At 73.6% G+C, this 17877-nt stretch carries 10 protein-coding genes; 6 read left to right on the forward strand and 4 right to left on the reverse strand.

The window, feature by feature from the left end; genetic code table 11:
• Positions 1-129 precede the first annotated feature (129 nt).
• Together ACZ6ZI_RS05575 and ACZ6ZI_RS05580 are read left to right on the forward strand one after the other, a co-directional pair.
• Complete coding sequence (locus ACZ6ZI_RS05575; protein ID WP_469516401.1) at positions 130-4077, forward strand: Pls/PosA family non-ribosomal peptide synthetase; 3948 nt, start codon at positions 130-132, stop codon at positions 4075-4077.
• 36 nt (positions 4078-4113) lie between these two features.
• The gene (locus ACZ6ZI_RS05580) at positions 4114-5445 is read left to right on the forward strand and encodes a M1 family metallopeptidase (protein WP_469516404.1); all 1332 of its coding nucleotides are present in this window, start codon (positions 4114-4116) and stop codon (positions 5443-5445) included.
• 122 nt (positions 5446-5567) lie between these two features.
• On the opposite strand, the gene ACZ6ZI_RS05585 is transcribed toward ACZ6ZI_RS05580, so the two are convergent.
• A complete protein-coding gene (locus tag ACZ6ZI_RS05585; protein WP_469517637.1) occupies positions 5568-6992 on the reverse strand; it encodes an amino acid permease in 1425 nt (474 codons plus the stop codon).
• 263 nt (positions 6993-7255) lie between these two features.
• Positions 7256-8236: a hypothetical protein gene (locus ACZ6ZI_RS05590; protein WP_363054726.1), complete on the reverse strand. Its 981-nt coding sequence runs from the start codon at positions 8234-8236 to the stop codon at positions 7256-7258.
• A gap of 405 nt (positions 8237-8641) precedes the next feature.
• Here ACZ6ZI_RS05590 and ACZ6ZI_RS05595 point away from each other — a divergent pair, with 405 nt between their 5' ends.
• From ACZ6ZI_RS05595 to ACZ6ZI_RS05605, 3 genes are read left to right on the forward strand one after another with little or no spacing between them, the layout of a single operon-like run.
• A complete protein-coding gene (locus tag ACZ6ZI_RS05595) occupies positions 8642-10078 on the forward strand; it encodes an FGGY family carbohydrate kinase (RefSeq protein WP_469516408.1) in 1437 nt (478 codons plus the stop codon).
• On the forward strand, positions 10075-11505 hold the full coding sequence (locus ACZ6ZI_RS05600; RefSeq protein WP_469516411.1) for an FAD-dependent oxidoreductase: 1431 nt from the start codon (positions 10075-10077) through the stop codon (positions 11503-11505). Before ACZ6ZI_RS05595 ends, ACZ6ZI_RS05600 begins: the two co-directional genes overlap by 4 nt.
• Entirely contained in the window at positions 11502-12731 is a 1230-nt protein-coding gene (locus ACZ6ZI_RS05605; protein ID WP_469516414.1) for an NAD(P)/FAD-dependent oxidoreductase, read from the forward strand. Before ACZ6ZI_RS05600 ends, ACZ6ZI_RS05605 begins: the two co-directional genes overlap by 4 nt.
• A 145-nt stretch (positions 12732-12876) precedes the next feature.
• Here the strand turns inward: ACZ6ZI_RS05605 and ACZ6ZI_RS05610 are convergent, their stop codons facing one another.
• On the reverse strand, positions 12877-14016 hold the full coding sequence (locus ACZ6ZI_RS05610) for an amidase domain-containing protein (RefSeq protein WP_363054729.1): 1140 nt from the start codon (positions 14014-14016) through the stop codon (positions 12877-12879).
• Between the two features lie 254 nt (positions 14017-14270).
• Here ACZ6ZI_RS05610 and ACZ6ZI_RS05615 point away from each other — a divergent pair, with 254 nt between their 5' ends.
• Positions 14271-16424, forward strand: a complete 2154-nt coding sequence (locus ACZ6ZI_RS05615) for a transglycosylase domain-containing protein (protein WP_469516417.1) — start codon at positions 14271-14273, stop codon at positions 16422-16424.
• 58 nt (positions 16425-16482) lie between these two features.
• On the opposite strand, the gene ACZ6ZI_RS05620 is transcribed toward ACZ6ZI_RS05615, so the two are convergent.
• Positions 16483-17799, reverse strand: coding sequence for a polysaccharide deacetylase family protein (locus ACZ6ZI_RS05620; protein ID WP_469516420.1), 1317 nt, complete (start codon positions 17797-17799; stop codon positions 16483-16485).
• Between the last annotated feature and the right edge of the window lie 78 nt (positions 17800-17877).

A 17877-nucleotide genomic window follows, 5' to 3' on the forward strand; every position in this document is an offset into this window, starting at 1 on the left:
CGGTTCACCGGGAAGTTCCCGACCGACGCACTAAACTGACGGGCTGTTTGGTGCCGGATCGGAACAACCCGGGCAGACCCGGACTCCCCCGGCTCCCCGGTCTGGACCGGGACCGAGACGCGAGGGCCGATGGCAGCCACACCTGAGCACGGTGAACTGACTCTGCTCGACGACGGGGACCCGTGCGGGGAACAGGGCAAGTCCGCCCGCTTCACCGCCGGGCCCGCCGCGCCGACCCGCACCCTGATCGACGTCTTCGAGGCGACCGTACGGGCCCACCCCGACGAGCCCGCCCTGGACGACGGCACCGCCCTGCTGACCTACCGGGCCCTCGCCGCCGAGGTCGAACGCGGCCGGCGCGCCCTCGCCGCCGCCGGAGTGGGACTCGGCGACCGGGTCGGCGTACGGGTGCCGTCCGGGACCAACGGGCTGTACGTGGCCGTCCTCGCCGTGCTCGCCGCCGGCGCCGCCTACGTACCGGTGGACGCGGAGGATCCGGACGGGCGGGCCGATCTGGTGTTCGGCGAGGCCGGGGTGCGGGCGGTGGTGGGCCCCGGCGGTCGCGTGGAGCCCACCGGCCGCCCCGGCGCACCCGAACCCGTCCCCGTCTCCGCCGGCGAACCCGCCGCCGCTTCCGGACCCGCCGCGCGGCCCGGACCCGACCACGACGCGTGGATCATCTTCACGTCCGGCTCCACCGGCAGGCCCAAGGGCGTCGCCGTCAGCCATCGCGCAGCCGCCGCCTTCGTGGACGCCGAGGCGCGCCTGTTCCTGGCCGAGGACCCCGTCGGCCCCGGCGACCGGGTCATGGCCGGGCTGTCCGTGGCCTTCGACGCCTCCTGCGAGGAGATGTGGCTGGCCTGGCGGCACGGCGCCTGCCTGGTGCCCGTCCCCCGCTCCCGGGTGCGCGGCGGCGCGGACCTCGGCCCCTGGCTGGTGGAACAGGAGATCACCGTGATCTCCACCGTGCCGACGCTGGCCGCCCTGTGGGAGCCCGAGGCCCTGGACGAGGTACGGCTGCTGATCTTCGGCGGTGAAGCCTGCCCGCCCGAGCTGGCCCGCCGCCTGGTCACCGAGGGGCGCGAGGTCTGGAACACGTACGGCCCCACCGAGGCCACCGTCGTCGCCTGCGCCGCGCTCCTGACCGGCGAGGAACCCGTGCGCATCGGCCTCCCGCTGGCCGGCTGGGAGCTGGTGGTCGTCGACGAGTCCGAGGAACCGGTGCCGATGGGCGGCAGCGGCCGGCTCGTGATCGGCGGCGTCGGTCTGGCCCGCTACCTCGACCCTGACAAGGACGCCGAGAAGTACGCCCCGCTGCCCTCCCTCGGCTGGGAGCGCGCCTACCGCAGCGGCGACCTGGTCCGCGCCGACCCCGAGGGCCTGGTCTTCCTCGGCCGCGGCGACGAACAGATCAAGCTCGGCGGTCGTCGGATCGAGCTCGGGGAGGTGGACGCGGCGCTCCTGGCCCTGCCCGGTGTCACCGGCGCCGCGGCGGCCGTCCGCACGGCGCGCGGCGGCAACCAACTCCTCGTCGGCTACCTGGTCGTACGGGAGGACTGGGACCGCGGCGCGGCGCTCGAACGGCTGCGGGCGGAGCTGCCCGCGGCCCTCGTGCCGCTGCTCGCCCCGGTCGCCGACCTGCCGACCCGCACCTCCGGCAAGGTGGACCGGGACGCGTTGCCCTGGCCGCTGCCCGACCTGGAGTCCGCGCGGCCCGCGGAGCGCCTGTTCGGGACCGAGGCCTGGCTCGCCGAACAGTGGGGCGAGACCCTCGGCGTGAGCGTCACCGGCGCCGACGACGACTTCTTCGCGCTCGGCGGCAACAGCCTCGCCGCCGCGCAGCTCACCACCCGCCTGCGCACGCGCTACCCGGGGGTGGCCGTCGTCGACGTCTACCGCCGGCCCACCCTGCGCAAGCTGGCCCGACGGCTGGAGAAGTCCCTGCGCGACGACGGCGACACCCGTGAGGTCGTCCCCGTGCCGCCGCGCGCCCGTGTGGCGCAGTCGCTGTTGCTGCTCCCGCTGTTCACCCTGGTCGGCGCGCGCTGGACGGTGGCGCTGGTCGCGGCGGGCAACGTACTGCAGCGGTTCGGGCCCCATCCGTGGGCGCCGACCGCCTCGTGGTGGCTCGTCGCCGCCGCGGCCGTGCTCCTCTTCAGCCCGCCGGGGCGCCTCGCGATCGCGGCCGGCGGGGCGCGCCTGCTGCTGCGCGGGGTGACGGCCGGCAGCCACCCGCGCGGGGGGAGCGCGCACCTCAGGCTGTGGACCGCCGAACGCCTGGCCGAGTGCTCCGGCGCGACCTCGCTCACCGGCCCCTGGCTGGAGCGGTACGCGCGGGCGCTCGGCGCCAAGGTGGGCCGTGAGGTGGACCTGCACTCCCTCCCCCCGGTGACGGGGATGCTGACCCTGGGGCGCGGCTGCGCGGTGGAGTCCGAGGTGGACCTGCGCGGGCACTGGTTGGACGGGGACCGGTTGGAGATCGGCCCGGTCAGGGTCGGCGCGGGGGCCGTGGTCGGGACCCGCAGCATCCTCTTCCCCGGGGCGCGGGTGGGCAAGGGGGCCGAGGTCGCCCCCGGTTCCGCCGTGGTGGGGCAGGTGCCGACCGGACAGCGCTGGGGCGGCGCGCCCGCCGCGAAGATCGGCAGGCCGCGGCGCAACCGGCCCGCGGGGCGTCCGCCGCGCGGGGCCCTGTGGCGGGCCGCCTACGGGGCCACCGGCCTCGGCCTCACCGCGCTTCCCGCGCTCGCGGCGCTGCCGACGCTCCTCTTGGTCGGCCGGTTCGTGCCGGCCGGCGCCGGGCCGGCCGGGGCGCTGCGCGGGGCCCTGTCCGCCGTGGTGCCCGGGGCGCTCGTGTTCGGCTGCGCGTACGCGCTCGCGCTGCTGGTCTGCGTACGTCTGCTCAGTCTGGGCCTGCGGACGGGGATCCATCCGACGCACAGCCGGGTCGCCTGGCAGGCGTGGACGGTCATCCAGCTGATGGACCGGTCCCGGGAGACGCTGTTCCCGCTGTACGCGGGGCTGATCACCCCGGTGTGGCTGCGGCTGCTCGGGATGCGGATCGGGCGGGGCGCGGAGGTGTCCACCGTCCTCGCGCTGCCGAGCCTGACCACCGTGGGCGACGGGGCCTTCCTGGCCGACGACACCCTGACGGCCCCCTACGAGCTGGGCGGCGGTTGGATGCGGATCGGGCACTCCGAGATCGGGCGGCGGGCGTTCCTCGGGAACTCCGGCATGACGGCGCCGGGGCGCGCGGTGCCGGACGACGGGCTGGTGGGGGTGTTGTCGGCGACGCCGAAGAAGGCCAAGAAGGGCAGCTCGTACCTGGGGCTGCCGCCGGTCAGGCTGCCGCGTTCGGCGGGCGGCGGAGAGCGGAGCCGGACCTACGATCCGCCCGCGCGGCTGCTGTGGGCGCGGGGTCTGGTGGAGCTGTGCCGGCTGGTCCCGGTGTTCTGCTCGGCGGCCCTGGCCGTGTTGGCCGTGGCCGCGCTGTGCGCGTTGAGCGCGGCGGACGGCGTGGGCGTCGCGGGGGCCGCGCTGTCGTCCGGGGCGGTGCTGCTCGCCGCCGGTGTCCTCGCGTGCGCGGTCTCGGTGGTCGCGAAGTGGGTGCTGGTGGGTCGCCACCGGCCGGGGGAACATCCGCTGTGGAGCGCCTTCGTGTGGCGCAACGAGTTGGCCGACACCTTCGTGGAGGTGTTGGCGGTGCCGTGGCTGGCCGGATCGGCGCCCGCCACTCCCCTGCTGACGCTGTGGCTGCGCGGGCTGGGGGCCCGGATCGGGCGGGGCGTGTGGTGCGAGAGCCACTGGTTGCCCGAGACGGACCTGGTGGAGCTGGGCGACGGGGTGAGCGTGAACCGCGGCTGCGTGTTGCAGACACACCTCTTCCATGACCGGATCTTGAGGACGGATACTGTGGTCCTCCGTGAGGGCGCCACGCTGGGCCCGGGCGGAATCGTCCTGCCCGGGAGTACCGTCGGAGCCCACAGCACCCTGGGTCCCGCCTCCCTCGTGATGGCCGGGGAGTCCGTCCCCGCCGGCACCCGTTGGCTGGGCAACCCGATCAAGGCGTGGCGCACCTGACACGGCCCGAGCACAGCGCGGGGAGCGGAAGCGGCAATGAGCGGCCAGACGACAGCGGCATCCGACCCGTACTTCCCCGCGAACGGTGACGCCCGGTACCGCGTGCACCGCTACGAGATCTCCCTGGAGTACCGTCCCGGCCCCAACCGGCTGGCCGGGACGGCCCGCATCGGCGCCATCGCGGGGCGGGCCCCGCTCGCCGAGTTCCACCTGAACCTGGCCGAATTCAGACTGGGCCGGGTCCTGGTGAACGGCCGCGTCCCGCGCTTCACGCACCGGGGCGGGAAGCTCCGCATCCGGCCGGCGAAGCCGCTGCCCGCCCACGGCGCCTTCACGGTGGAGGTGCACTGGGCGGGCAATCCCCGACCGGTCCGCAGTCCCTGGGGCGGCATCGGCTGGGAGGAGCTGTCCGACGGGGCCCTGGTGGCCAGCCAGCCGGTCGGCGCCCCGTCCTGGTACCCGTGCAACGACCGGCCGGCCGACAAGGCCTCGTACCTGATCTCGGTCAACACGCCCTCCGCCTACACGGTCGTGTCGGGGGGCCGGCTCCTCACCCGCACGACCCGGGCCAGCACCACCACCTGGGTGTACGAGCAGCCGGCGCCCACCTCCAGCTACCTGGTCGGCCTCTCCGTCGGCGTGTACCAGACGGTGCTGCTGGGCGACCCGGGGCTCGACGGCGTCCCCCAGAGCGCCCACGTGCCGGCCCACCTGCTGGCCCGGTTCTCCCGGGACTTCGCCCGGCAGCCGGCGATGATGCGCCTGTTCGAGGAGCTGTTCGGCCCCTACCCCTTCGGGGAGTACGCGGTGGTGGTCACGGACGAGGAGCTGGACGTCCCGGTGGAGGCCCAGGGCCTGTCCACCTTCGGCACCAACCACGTGGACGGCGTACGCGGTTCGGAGCGCCTGATCGCGCACGAACTGGCGCACCAGTGGTTCGGCAACAGCGTGAGCATCGCCGACTGGCGGCACATCTGGCTCAACGAGGGGTTCGCGAAGTACGCCGAATGGCTCTGGTCGGAGCGCTCGGGCGGGCGGACCGCGCACGAGATGGCGCGGGGCGCGCACCGGTTGCTGACCGCGCTGCCGCAGGACCTCGTGCTCGCCGACCCCGGCCGCAAGCTGATGTTCGACGACCGGCTGTACCAGCGCGGGGGCCTGGCGGTGCACGCGGTGCGCTGCGCGCTGGGGGACGGGGCGTTCTTCCGCATGCTGCGCGAGTGGACCACCGTGCACCGGGGCGGGTCGGTGACCACCGCCGGGTTCGCCGGTCACGTGTCGCACTACGCGGACCGGCCGCTGGAGGGGATGCTGCGGGCCTGGCTGCACGAGCCGGCGCTGCCGCCGCTGCCCGCGCCCGGGTCCTGACGGGCCGGGGGTCGACCGTCCGGGGGGCCGACTGTCCGCCGGGGCCGACCGCCCGGGGAACCTCCCGCCCCGGGCCGCCGACGGCGCGTGTCCGTCGGCTCCGGGGCTTCTCAGGGGAGGGGTCAGACGATGCCCTCGGCGATCTCGGCCTGTTCCCGGGCGTTCCCGTACGCGGACGGGGTGCCGTAGGAGCGTCGGGCGACGTACCACCACACGCTGGCGAGGACGAGGACCACGGCCAGGGCGATCACGGCGTAGTTCATGGAGTCGACGGTGACCGGGGACTTCTGCGGCAGGCAGAACAGGACGGTGACGACGGCCACCCAGACGACGGCGGTCCAGCCGATGGGCTTGCTCCAGCGTCCGAGGTTCCACGGTCCGGGGGTGAAGCGGGAGCCGGCGCGCAGGCGCAGGTAGATCGGGATGGCGTAGGCGGGGGTGATCCCGATGACGTTGATGGCGGTCACGGCCCCGTAGGCGGTGGCGGACCAGAGCGACGGCAGGGCGAGGACGCCCGCGACGGCCACGGAGAGCCAGACGGCCGGGACCGGGGTCTGGGTGCGGCTGCTGACCTTGCGCCACACGGACGAGCCGGGCAGGGCGTTGTCACGGCTGAAGGCGAACACCATGCGGCTGGCGGCGGCCACCTCTGCGTTGCCGCAGAAGAGCTGGGCGACGATCACGACGAGGAGGAGGGCGCTGGCGCCGCCCGAGCCGAGGGCGTCGAGGAAGATCTGGGCGGGCGGTACGCCGGTGGCGCTGCCCTGGACGGCCGCGTAGTCCTGGATGGCGAAGGTGAGGCCGGCGAGGAGCGCGAAGCCGGCGACCCAGGAGACCCAGATGGCCCGGACGATGCCCTTGGCGGCGGTGACGGAGGCGTTGGAGGTCTCCTCCGAGAGGTGCGCGGAGGCGTCGTAGCCGGAGAAGGTGTACTGGGCGAGCAGCAGGCCGACCGCGGCCACGTAGAAGGGGTTGGCCCAGCCGGTGTCGTTGACGAACTCGGTGAAGACGAACGAGGCCGACTGGTGCCGGTCGGGGACGAAGGCCAGGGCGCCGACGATCAGGGCCACGCCGCCCAGGTGCCACCAGACGCTGATGGAGTTGAGCACGCTGACGAGGCGGACGCCGAAGAGGTTGAGCGCGGCGTGCAGCAGCAGGATGCACAGGAAGATCAGGAAGGTGGAGCCGGCGGTGGGCTCGAAGCCGAACCGGAGGTTCAGGAAGGCCCCGGTGAACAGGGCGGCGCCGTAGTCGATGCCGGCGATGGCGCCGAGCAGGCCGAGGAGGTTCAGCCAGCCGGTGTACCAGCCCCAGCGACGGCCGCCGAGCCGGTCGGCCATGTAGTAGAGGGCCCCGGAGGTGGGGTAGGCGCTGGTCACCTCGGCGAGGGCGAGGCCCACGCACAGGACGAAGAGGCCCACGCCGATCCAGCCCCACATCATCACGGCCGGGCCGCCGGTGCCCAGGCCGAACCCGTACAGGGTCATGCAGCCGGAGAGGACGGATATGACCGAGAAGCTGATGGCGAAGTTCCCGAACCCGTTCATGCGGCGGGCGAGGACGGGCTGGTAGCCGAGCTCTCTGAGCCGTTCCTCCTCGTCCTTGCGCGGTGGGCCGGTGCGATCGGGGCGAGCGGTGGGGGTGGTGCGGGACACGGGGGTACCTCCGGGGTTCGTGGGGCACGGGGGAACGCGCGGGGGCGCGCGGAACCGGGGGTGGAGCAAGGGGGGTGGAGCAAGGGGGTGTGGAGCGGGGGGGTGGTGGAGCGGGGTGAGCGGGGGTGGTGCCGCCGCAGGGGGTGCGGGGCGGGTCAGGTGCGGTCGGCCAGGCTGCGGGACCTGGAGCGGAGGAACACCTCCTCGGCCAGCGCCTGGTCGGCCGGGTCGCGGGTGCGGTAGGCCCACGGGAGGGTGGTCCAGTAGCGGCCCATCGCGTCGAAGACCCGGGCCGCCTCGTCGAACCGGTGGGCGCCCGCCAGGGCGTGCGCGAGGTGGTTGAGGTCGAGCGGGGAGGCGAGCCCGGGGTCGGCGTACCGGAACCAGGCGTCGAGGGCGTGGTTGGCGTCCCGTACGGCGTCTTCGGCGACCCAGTGCAGGTCGAGCGCGCGCTCCTGGCCGTTCTCGCGCCGGTAGCGCTCGACCCTGACGTAAAGCGGAAGGACGTGCACGGCTGAGCCGAGCGGAGCGGAACCGGTCGCCCAGTGCACGAAGTTGGTGGCACCGGAGAGCGGGCCGGGGTTGTCCGCGTACACGAACTGGAGCATCCGGTGGTAGGCCTCGCGGTTGTGCGGGTCCCGCTTGTCGGCCTGGGCGAGGATGCCCCAGGGGCCCGGGGGCAGCATGAGGCCGGGGGGCGCCTGACGGTGCTCGTCCATCTGCCGGTGCTCGTCGAGCAGGGCCAGGGCCAACAGGCACACCCAGGGCACGGGATCGGCCGGGCTGAGCTCCGCGGCGACCCGGCAGGCGTCCCAGGCCTCCTGCCACAGCTCGTGCGTACGGGCGTGGCGGGCGCGGTGGGCGCGGACGGCCCGTTCGACGGTGACGCGGGTGTGCATCACGGTCGCGGCGACGCTGCGCGGCTCCTCGGTCCGCCACGCGCGGACCACGTCGGATCCGGCGGCGACCGCGGCGAGGACCTGGGTGCGCTGGGTCCACAGGCCCCAGCCCTCGGTCCGCTCCAGGAGGTGCGCCATCGACAGCCAGCGGCCGGTGCGCACGTCCTGGACGGCGAGGCGCAGGTCGTTGTCGTGGCCGGCGGGGTGGTAGACGGGCCGGAATTCGCCGCCCGCCATCACCTCGTCCCGGTCGACGGGTGGCCGCTGCGGGCGGGTCGTGCGGTGGTCGTGGTCATCAGTCCTCGCGTCGCAGGAAGGTCGCGCCCGTTGATCGGCGATCACTATAGAGCGCGTCCGGACGTCCGCGTCCCGATTCCTGTTCGAACGCAAGTATCAAGCCAACGGGGTGATGTGATTCTGAGTCAGTTTGTTCCGCGAGCCGGGACGGATCTTGACGGGGGCGGTCCACTGGGGAAGTCTTCGATCGGCCATCGCCGAAGAACGATCGACTCCGGTCGATCGCGAACACGGTCATGACACGAGACAGCACGGCACGGCACCACGCCGCGCGGCACAGCACGGCACGGTGCCCCGCGGCGCGGGACGGCGCGGTAACACGCGTAACAGCAGGACGGAGTGGTGATGACGGGCCCGGTGCTCGCTGTCGACCAGGGCACCTCGGGAACCAAGGCCCTCGTCCTGTGCCCCGAACGCGGGGTGATCGGCTCCGCCTCCGCCCCCGTACGCCCCCGGTACCTGCCCGGCGGCCGGGTGGAGGTCGACCCCGCGGAACTGCTGCGCTCGGTCGTCGACGCCGGACGCGCCGCGCTGGCGTCGGCCGGTGAACCGGTCGTGGCGGTGGGCCTCGCCAACCAGGGCGAGACCGTGCTCGCCTGGGACCCGGCCGACGGGCAGCCGCTGACCGACGCGATCGTCTGGCAGGACCGCCGCGCCGAGCCCCTGTGCACCGAACTCGCCCCTCACGCGGAGTCGTTGCGCGCCTGGACGGGCCTGCCGTTGGACCCCTATTTCGCCGCGCCCAAGATGGCCTGGATACGCCGCAACCTGACCCGGGACGGCGTGGTCACGACCAGCGACGCGTGGCTCGTCCACCGGCTCACCGGCGCCTACGTCACCGACGCGGCCACCGCGGGACGCACCCAACTCCTCGACCTGGACACGGTCGACTGGTCGGGCGCGGCGCTCGACGTCTTCGACCTCGGCGGCGAGCGACTGCCGCGGATCGTCGACGCGGACGGCCCCGTCGGCACCACCACCGCCTTCGGGCCCCGGATCCCGCTGACCGGGCTCCTCGTCGACCAGCAGGCCGCGCTCCTCGCCCAGAACGTCACCGAGCCCGGCACCGCCAAGTGCACCTACGGGACGGGCGCGTTCCTGCTCGCCCAGAGCGGCCCGCGCCCCCGGCGCAGCGCCGCGGGGCTCGTGGGTTGCGTGGCCTGGCGGCTCGCCGGCCGGACCGACTACTGCCTGGACGGGCAGGTGTACACGGCCGCCTCCGCGGTGCGCTGGCTCACCGACCTCGGCGTGATCTCCGGCGCCGAGGACATCGACGCCGTCGGCGGGGGCGTCCCGGACGCGGGCGGGGTCACCTTCGTGCCCGCCCTCGCCGGGCTCGCGGCCCCCTGGTGGCGCGGCGACGCCCGGGGCTCCGTCACCGGCCTGGGCCTCGACACCACGGCCGGCCACCTGGTCCACGCCCTGTGCGACGGCATCGCCGCCCAGGTCGCGGAACTCGCGGACGCGGTCGCCGCCGATCTGGGCACCCCGCTCTCCGCCCTGCGGGTCGACGGCGGACTGACCCGCTCCGCGCTCCTCATGCAGACCCAGGCCGACCTGCTCGGCATCCCCGTCGAGGTGTCGGCGCTCCCGGACGCGACCGCGCTCGGCGTCGGCGCGGTGGCCCGGCTCGGACTCGACCCCTCGCTGACGGCGCCCGAGGCCCTGCCGCAGTGGAAGCCGTCGGCCGTCTACGAGCCGAGGATCGACGCGGGAGCGGCGGCGCAGCGCCGGGCCCGGTTCCGCACGGCGGTCTCGGCCCTGCTCGACGGCCCCGCGTGAGCGCCACCACCGGGGTCGACACCACCGGGGTCGTCACCACCGGAGGCGACGCCCTGCCGGGCGGCGCGTACGACGTGACGGTCGTCGGCGCCGGCGTGGTCGGGTCGGCCATCGCCCGCGAACTGGCCCGGCTGCCGCTGCGGATCGCCCTGCTCGACGCGCGCGACGACGTGGGCGACGGCACCTCCAAGGCCAACACCGCCATCCTCCACACCGGGTTCGACGCCGTACCCGGTTCCCTGGAGGCCAGGCTCGTCCGCGAGGGCCACGGGATGCTGAGCGCGTACGCCGCCGAGTGCGGCATCCCGGTGGAACCCCTCGGGGCGCTGCTCGTGGCCTGGGACGAGGAGCAGCGGGCCGCGCTGCCGCGCCTCGCGGACAAGGCGGTGAGCAACGGTCACCGCGGGACGCGGATCCTGTCGGCCGAGGAGACGCGGGCCCGCGAACCGGAACTCGGGCCCGGGGTGCTGGGGGCGCTCGACGTGCCGGGCGAGGCCGTCATCTGTCCCTGGACGACCACGCTCGCCTACGCGACGCAGGCGGTGCGAACAGGTGTCGACCTGCATCTCGACTGCCGTGTGGAGAAGGTGGACTTCGACGAGTTACACGTATTGCGCACCAGCCGGGGCACCCTGCGCACCCGGCACCTGGTCAACGCCGCCGGCCTGTACGCCGACGAGGTCGACCGGCTCCTCGGCCACACCGACTTCACCGTGACCCCCCGCCGGGGACAGCTGATCGTCTTCGACTCGCTCGCCCGCCCCCTGGTCCGCCGCATCCTGCTGCCGGTGCCCGGCGCGCTCGGCAAGGGGGTCCTGGTGACCCCCACGGTCCACGGGAAGGTGATGCTCGGTCCGACCGCCGAGGACCTGGACGACAAGACCGCCACCGGCTCGACCGCCGAGGGGATCGCGTCCCTGCGCGAGCGCGGCCGACGGATCCTGCCGGCGCTCCTGGAGGAGGAGGTCACCGCCGTGTACGCCGGTCTGCGGGCCGCCACAGAGCACGACGACTACGCGATCCGGGCCCACCCCGCGCAGCGGTACGTCACCGTCGGCGGGATCCGTTCCACGGGCCTGAGCGCCTCGATGGCCATCGCCGCCCACGTGGTGGAGCTCCTCGCCGACGGCGGCCTGCCGACGAGCGGGGCGCGGGACCTGGAGCCGGTGCGGATGCCGAACCTGGGCGAGGCCTTCCCCCGGCCCTACCGCGACGCCGCGCTGATCGCGGCGGATCCGGAGTACGGCCGGATCGTCTGCCACTGCGAGCGCGTGACCCGCGGGGAGGTGCGCGACGCCCTCGCGGGGACGGTCCCGCCCGGCTCCCCGGCCGGTCTGCGGCGGCGCACCCGGGCGGGGGCCGGGCGCTGCCAGGGCTTCCACTGCGGGGCGGCCGTCCGCGCGCTGTTCGAGGAGGGCCGCCGATGACCCGTAGGGACGTGTCCGTGGACGTGCTGGTGGTTGGCGCCGGGCCCGCCGGGCTGGCCGTGGCCGCCCGTCTCGCGCGGGCGGGCGCCGGACGGGTGGAGGTGCTCGAACGCGAGGAGGAGGCGGGCGGGGCGCCCCGCCACAGCCCGCACGGCGCCTTCGGCGGGCCCGCGTACCCGTGGTCGCCGTTCGCGGCCCCGCCGTTCCCGCGGCTGCGCGGACCGGAGTACGCGCGGCGGGCCGTCGAGACCGCGGTGGACGCCGGGGCCTCGGTCCGCACCGGCGTCGGCGCCACCGGCTGGGCCGGGCCGCTGTGCCTGGAGGCGACGGGCCCGGCGGGCCCCGAGCGGATCACGGCGCGGGCCGTGGTCCTCGCCACGGGTGCCCGGGAACGTCCGCGCGGCGCCCGGCTGGTGCCGGGGACCCGTCCGGCGGGGGTGCTGACCACCGGCGAACTCCAGCGGTCGGTGCACCGGTTCGGCCGGCCCGTGGGCCGGCGGGCCGTGGTGGTGGGCGCCGAGCCGGTGGCCCGCGAGGCGGTGCGCACCCTGCGCGGCTCGGGGACGGAGGTGGTCGCGATGGTCACCCGGCACCCGCGGGCCGGCGCCGCGGCGGGGGTGCCCCTGCTCACCTCGACGACGGTCGGCGAACTGTTCGGGCACGGCCGGCTGTCGGGGGTCGCCGTCCACCACGCGGACGGCCGCACGGGGGTGCTGGCCTGTGACACGGTGGTCTTCACCGGGGACTGGATCCCCGAACACGAACTGGCCCGGCGCGGCGGGGTCGCGATGGACCCCGGCACCCGGGGCCCCGCGGTGGACGCGTCCTTCCGTACCTCGACGCCGGGCGTCTTCGCCGTCGGCGACGCCCTGCACGGCATCGAACGGGCGGCGACCGCCGCCTTCGAGGGCGCCCGCGCCGCGGCGCCCGTACTGGCGCACCTCTCGGGTGCGCCCTGGCCCGAGCCGGGACCGCCGCTGATCGTGCGGGCCCCGTGGGCGTGGGTGGTGCCGAACCGGTTCACGGTCCCCGCCGGGCGGCCCCTGCTGCTGCGCTCCGGGGAGTCGTTGACCGCGCCCGTGGTGACGGCGGAACAGGACGGTCGGCCGTTGTGGCGGCGCCGGATCCCCGGCCGGGTGTCGCCGGCCCGCTCGCTGCGGCTGCCGCCCGGCTGGACGGGGCGCGTCGACCCCGGGGGCGGTCCGGTCGTCCTGGGCATCGGCTGACGGCCCGGAACCGGAGCCGGGAACCGAGCCCGGGAACCCAGCCCGGGAACCGAAGCCGGCATCCGCAGCCGGTCCGAGCCGGTCGAATCCGGGGCCGGCCCCTCCCGCCGCACGCATCGCGGCGGGAGGGGCCGATTTGTACCGATCAGGTGCGGTACGCGAAGTAACGCGCGTCCGGGTAGGACGCGATGATGCTCGCGAGCGACTTCCGGTACGTGTTGGTGGAGTGGTAGGTGAGGTACGGCATGCCCTTGGCGTTGCGGTACGTCACCATCATGGAGTGGTCCTTGGACCCGTCCTTGTTGAAGTCCACCTGGAGGATGTCACCGATGTCCATCTGGTAGACGTTCTCCAGGTTGGCGGCCCGCTGGTTCGACAGCGTGAACCAGGCCCACTCGTTGGCGCCGATCCAGGAGGTGCTCTGGCGGGTGCCGTCGTACCACCAGTTGCGGTAGTCCGAGGACGTACCGGGAACGGGCTTCCAACCGCCGGCCTTCAGCGCCTGGCTGATGAAGTTGGTGCAGTCGCCGCCGTTGCCGCTGAACTTGCGGTACGCCGGGTTGTAGTTGCTCCAGTACTTCTCGGCGTACTTCGCCATGGCGTTGTAGTCGTAGGCGCCGCCGGTCTTCGCCTTGGGCTTCGGCGCGGCCGGGTACTTGGTGGCCGCGGGCGTGCCGTCGGGGTACTGGTTGCCGTCGTCCTTGACGACGTTCACCTTGGCCGCGACGGGCTCGTTGACGGCGACGGGGCCGTTCTCCTGCGACTTGATGGAGGTGAGCTCCCAGCCGCCGCCCTTCTTGCCGGTGAGCGTCAGCTCGTAGCGGGTGCGGAAGTCGGTCGTCTCCGGCTCGTCCCCGGTCACCTTCTTGTAGGTGAGCTTGGTGTCCTCGGTGACCTGGACCGTCGCCTTGCCGCCGGTGACCGTGGCCTTGTCCACGGTCACCTTGGTGTCGGAGCCGGTGTAGGCCTCGCCGAGCTCCGCCAGCCGCGTCTTGCGCGACCGCAGGGCCGACAGCGCGCCGTCCTCGTCCTTCTTGAACTTCGCCGACATACGGGCCTTCGTGGCCGTCTGGGTCACGCCGCGGCGTCCCGGGCGGTCCTCGACGAGAGCCTCGGAGCGCTGCGAGAGCACGTCGTCGGCTATGCGGGCGAAGGCGTCGGTGGTGGCCTTGTCGGCCGCCTTGGGGCCGGAGCCGGCGTTCGCGGAGTAGGCGAGCAGGCTGCCGGTCGTCAAGGCCACGGTCAGGGCGCCGATGGCGGCGGGCCTGAACCTCTTTGGTATCACTGTGTTTCCCCTTGTCACCCGGTTCACACGAACCGGGGGACGGCATCTTCGCACAACCGGGCGACTCTTTCGCCGCGTTCCGCTTCGTCCACGTCCGTCGGACGGTGGTCGGTTCCCGGACAGGACGAATCAATTCCGCTTCATCACGGGGAGTGGCCGCGTCACCACGCGGCGGCATCCGACCACCACCCCGCAGACTTCACAGACATTGCATCTAGGGTGTGCGGGAAAGCACAGCAGAGGGGACATTCGGAGTGGGCGGGCAGGATACGTCGGGAAGAGGGCGCTCGCGGGGCAGGCGGGCGGCCCCCAAGGGCGCCGGCGCGCCCGCGTCGAGCCGCCGCAGGAAGGCCGGTTCGCGCCGCCGCTCCCGGGCCGCCTCCGGTCCCGGCGGCCTTCGGCTCGACCGCCTCGCCGCCCTGCTCGCGCCCGCGACCGCGGTGGCGCGCACCCGACTGCGACGCCTCAGGCCCGCCTACCCGCGGCCGGGCCGCACCGACTGGCGCCGCTGGATACCCTCCTGGCGCCAGTGGCTGGGCGCCTGTCTGTACCTGTTCACGGGGATGGCCTGCTTCACCGCCATCGCGTACGCGGTGACGGACATACCCGACGACCTCAACTCATTCGCCACACAACAGGACAACGTCTACTACTGGGCCGACGGATCCACGATGGCCCGCACCGGTTGGGTCAGCCGCCAGGAGATGCCCCTGGAGAAGGTGCCCGCCAAGGTCCAGGGAGCCGTCCTCGCGGCCGAGAACGCGAGTTTCTACTCGGACCCCGGAGTGTCCCCCTCCGGCGTCCTGCGGGCCGTACGCGCCGCCCTGACCGGCGGCGAGACCCAGGGTGGGTCCACCATCACGCAGCAGTACGTGAAGAACGCCTACCTGAGCCAGGACCGGACCCTGTCGCGGAAGTTCACCGAGCTCCTGCTCGCCGTGAAGATGGACAACCAGAAGGACAAGAAGCAGATCCTCCAGGACTACCTGAACACCAGCTGGTTCGGGCGCGGCACCTACGGCATCCAGCGCGCGTCGCAGGCGTACTACGGCAAGGACGTCTCCCAGCTGAACGCGAGCGAGGGCGCCTTCCTCGCGTCGCTGCTCAAGGGCGCGGGCCTCTACGACCCGGCCGTCGGCCCGAACAACCGCGAGCGGGCGGTCGAGCGGTGGAACTGGATCCTGGACCGCATGGTGGAGACGGGCCACCTCTCCGCCTCCGAGCGCGCCACGTACACGAAGTTCCCGGAGCCCTCGGCCACGAACCTCGCCGGCATCCCGGGCGCCCAGACCGGCTACCTGGTGGAGATGGCCAAGGCCTACGCGGTCAAGGCGGGGCACATCCAGGAGTCCGACTTCGACCTCGGCGGCTACCAGATCTACACCACCTTCGACAAGGCCCGCATGACCGCGCTGACCACCGCGGTCCAGGAGGCGCAGAAGGGCTTCGACGCGGAGAAGCGCCCCGATACGGACAAACACGTCAAGATCGGTGCGGCGAGCGTGGCCCCCGACGGTCGGCTGCTCGCCGTGTACGGCGGCCCCGACTACCTCAAGCAGGGCTTCAACGAGTCGAACGCGACGACGATCCCGGTCGGCACCGCGTTCACGCCGATCGTCTACGCCGCCGCCCTGGAGGAGGGCGTGGTCCGCACCCGCGGCAAGGCCCGTACGCCCGTGTCCCCCACCAGCGTCTACGACGGCAACGACCAGGTGACCGTGCAGACCCCCGAGGGACCGTACTGGGACCGCAGCGGCAAGGTGCTCAAGGGCCACAACGACAACGACCGCAACTGGGGGCAGGTGACCCTGCGCCAGGCCGTCGCGGACTCCGTGAACACGCCCATGCTGCAACTCGGCATGGACGTGGGCCTCGACCGCGTGGAGGCCTTCGCGGAGCGGACCGGTCTGCTGGCGTCCAGCCTCGGTCCGCGCATCCCCATGTTCGTGCTCGGGGAGAACTCGAAGCCGAGCGCGATCCGCATGGCCGGCGCCTACCAGACCTTCGCCGCCGGCGGCATGCACACCGACCCCTACTCGGTGCGCTCGGCCACCCGCGCCGGCGCCGCGGTGCCGCTCGACCCGCCGAAGCCGACGCGGGCCGTGTCGGCCTCCACCGCCCGGGCGGTGACGGACGCCCTGCGCCAGGGCGTCTCCGAGGGTTCGGCGAAGTCGGCGGCCAAGGTCCGTCCGGGCGCCGGCGGCAAGACCGGTACGACGGCGGCCAACACGGCGGGCTGGTTCGTGGCCAACACCGACCAGGAGTCCACGGCCGTGGTCGTCTACCGGATGGCGCTGACCGATCTCCAGGCGCTGCCGCTGACCGGACTGGGCGGCGACGCCCCGGGCACGCTCCCGAGCGAGCGCGCGGTGCGCCTGTGGTCCGACTACGCCAAGGCCGTGAAGTAGGCGTACGGGCCCGGCGCCCGCCGGCTGCGGCGGGCGCCGGGCCCGTACGCCCGCTCCCCTACTTGACCAGCGTCTTCCACTCCGGGGCCTGCGCCGGGTCCAGCAGGCGCAGGCGCGCCAGGACCTGCGGGTCCTGGACGTCGAGCCAGTCGGCCAGCTCGCGGAAGGACACGCACTTCACGTCCTGGCGGGGGCAGACCTCCCGCATCGTCTCCTCGACGGCCTTCATGTAGATGCCGCCGTTCCAGTCCTCGAAGTGGTTGCCGATGAACATCGGCGCGCGGCTGCCGTTGTAGACGCGGTTGAAGCCGTTCATGTACGAGCCGCGGACCTGGGCCTGCCACGCCGAGAACTTCGCCGGGTCGCCCTGGGTGCTTTCGCCGGACTGGTTGTAGAGGAAGTTGAAGTCCATGGAGAGGACCTGCACCTCCTTGCCCTGCAAAGGCACGAGTTGCAGGGGGAAGTTCCATATGTCGTTCTGCTTCGACGGCCAGAGCTGGAAGTCGCCCGAGGAGCTCGCGTCGTAGCGCCAGCCGTACGGCTTGATCGCGGTCAGCAGGTTCTTCTGGCCCTCCAGGCAGGGCGCGCGACCGCCGACCACCTCCCGGTCCGGGTCGAAGGGCAGCGGCGCGGTCTTGGTGAAGCCGGTGTTCGTCTTCCAGTTCTTGATGAACGAGTACGTCTGGTCGATCTCGCTCTTCCACTCCTCGGGGCTCCAGTCCCCGCCGCCCTTGGGGCCGCAGAAGTGCCCGTTGAAGTGGGACCCGATCTCGTTGCCGTCGGTCCAGGCGCCGCGCAGCTGTTCCAGCGTGGTCTTGATGTGCGGGACGGTCGGGTAGGAGATGGCGGCCGCGCCCTGGCCGTGCTGCGGCGGGTTGTAGAGCGACTTCTTGCTCTCGGGCAGCAGGTAGATGCCCGTGAGGAAGAAGGTCATGTGGGCCTTGCTCTCCCGGGCCACCTTGCGGAAGTGCGAGAAGAGGTGGTCGTCGCCCTCCAGCGCGCCGTCCCAGGAGAACACCACGAACTGCGGCGGCTTCTCGCCGGGCTTCAGCCGTTCCGGCTTGAGCCGGCCCGGCTGCGGCCCGGTGTAGGAGGTGGAGCCGTCGCCGAGCACCTTGACCTTGCCGTCCCAGGGCTCCTCGGCGCCCTTGGCCGCGGCGGCCCCGTCGGCCGTTCCGGACCCGAGCTTGGCGTCGCCGCGGGCGGAGTCCGAGGCGCCGCCCCACGCGACGGCGTACGCCCCGGCGGCGGCGCCGCCGAGGGCGAGCACCGCGATGCCGATGCCGAGGCGCCGCCGGTTGCGTGCCTTGCGGCGCACCTTGCGGTCGCTGCGGGATTCCGCCCGGCTGCCCGGAGCGGTGTCGGTATCGGCCATCTCCCTCGTACCCCCTGATCACCGCAGCCGGGCCGCGCGTGGATGGTTCGTACGAATATAGAACGTGTTGGCACCTCA

The organism is Streptomyces sp. NPDC103540, from assembly GCF_055584445.1.